Origin of the sequence: Algoriphagus sp. oki45 (genome assembly GCF_036245605.1) — a bacterium.
Classification (GTDB): Bacteria; Bacteroidota; Bacteroidia; order Cytophagales; family Cyclobacteriaceae; genus Algoriphagus.
Map to the genome: position 1 here is coordinate 594,138 of NZ_BTPC01000002.1, position 1,562 is coordinate 595,699.

At 37.4% G+C, this 1,562-nt stretch carries 1 protein-coding gene; it reads right to left on the bottom strand.

Features of this window, described 5'->3' with window-relative positions:
- Positions 1–243: 243 nt before the first annotated feature.
- A complete protein-coding gene (locus AAA942_RS12030; RefSeq protein WP_338220516.1) occupies positions 244–1,224 on the bottom strand; it encodes an 8-oxoguanine DNA glycosylase OGG fold protein in 981 nt (326 codons plus the stop codon).
- Positions 1,225–1,562: the final 338 nt, after the last annotated feature.

Genomic DNA, 1,562 nt, shown 5'->3' on the forward strand with positions numbered 1-1,562 from the left:
TGGAGGGGCTGCAAAACTTATAATTGAGAGGCTATTGGAACTTACTCAACAACTCTAAGAGGACTTTTTGAGCTATCTAACCCTACAAATCCAACTGAAATTCCGACTCAATCCCCATAGGCACCTCACCGGTTTCGTGCAACAGCGCTTTCATTGTTCGTGCTACGCACGCAACGAAAGCTTAGTTGTTAGCGGTTCGGCTTTCTTTTCTGTCGCATGTGTTTAGCTGAATATTCATTGTCTTTACGGAATTGTTGCAATGTAATTTTCAATTTCTTCACTTTCTCCAAAAGCAGTTGTTGGGCTGTTGAAAGGTGGTCTGTCAGAATTTTGTGGACTTAAAATCTCACCATTTTCAACTTCGTCTCCATAATTTTCAGTTGTTCTAAATTTTCCTTGTCCCCTAAAATTCAAAATGACTGCTTGAACTCCAGGAATAATACAAATTTGAAGTCCGGTTTCTTCACTTTCAAAAAAGTCGTTTTGATTAAGTCGCATACGAACTGTCTTTCCTTTCAATAAACTTTCAGGGCAGTATCCGTTCCACATATTTGAAATTTTCGTTTCTGTCATTTTTGTTGTTTTTAAGTTATTGCCGAAAGTAAAAAGAAATAGTTCAATGTTTTCTCCTTGTGTGTCAAGTTCATTGGCAAGCTGTTTTGTAAGCTGCAAAAAGTCAAGATACTTTTTCTCAGCATTGTCATATCGTATTTTGTCTAACTGTTGAAAATTTGAATATGTCTTGCTTGCAAAAACATCAATAAGTCGCTGGTCAAGTATTAAGCAAGGATTGTCGTTAAATGATATTTTGAAAAAGTAAAGCAGTTTGCTGTAAGTTGATAGTCCAAGTCCTGCAACGTTCATAAAAGTTAATGTCAGTTCATTAAAGTCTTTAGTTGTTGAATTGAGTTTTTCTCTTAAAGTCCGCAACACGTTTTCAATAGTGTCAATGTGTTTGAGAATATTTATAAAATGATTACCACGCATTCCTGCTGTGTAGCCCCAATAAATTGTCTTGATAATTGCTTCTCTTGGCTCGGTTGTTTCAAAAATGTCTTGACGGCTTATAGTCAATGTTTTGTTGTCGCCAAACAACTTATCATTGAGATTTTTTAGCCACTGAATTTCATTCTCTGCTTTTGTCCAAGTCGTTCGCTTAGTCGTAAAACATTGTTGTCTTACAGGCAAGTTTGAGATTAATATTTTGTAATTGTTAATGTTCATTAGTGTCGTCTTTTAAGCTGACCGCTAACGTTTTGCCGCTTTGCGAAGGCGGGGATTTTCAGCACTAAACTTCATTAGATGCACAAAGCTTAAATTTAGCACTTCACTGTCATAGAAGCACAAAAACCCCCGCTTTTGCAAAACGGCTGTTGCACTAAACCTACGGTAGTTTCTCCGATAAGCAGCCAGAAAGAGGTAACTTTTTGATTCATTCTTAACCGTTTTCAATCATGAAAAAAAAAGGAAAACCTCCTCCAGACCGCTTGCTCCAAGATAGCGGGATTTGCTGAACTACTGGCCAAGTTTGAGCAAAAAGTTACCGTGGCCGGCAAAAGTCA

Coding starts and splice junctions, on each gene's coding strand:
- AAA942_RS12030 (WP_338220516.1), bottom strand. CDS start 1,224: ATGAACATTAACAATTACAAAATATTAATCTCAAACTTGCCTGTAAGA.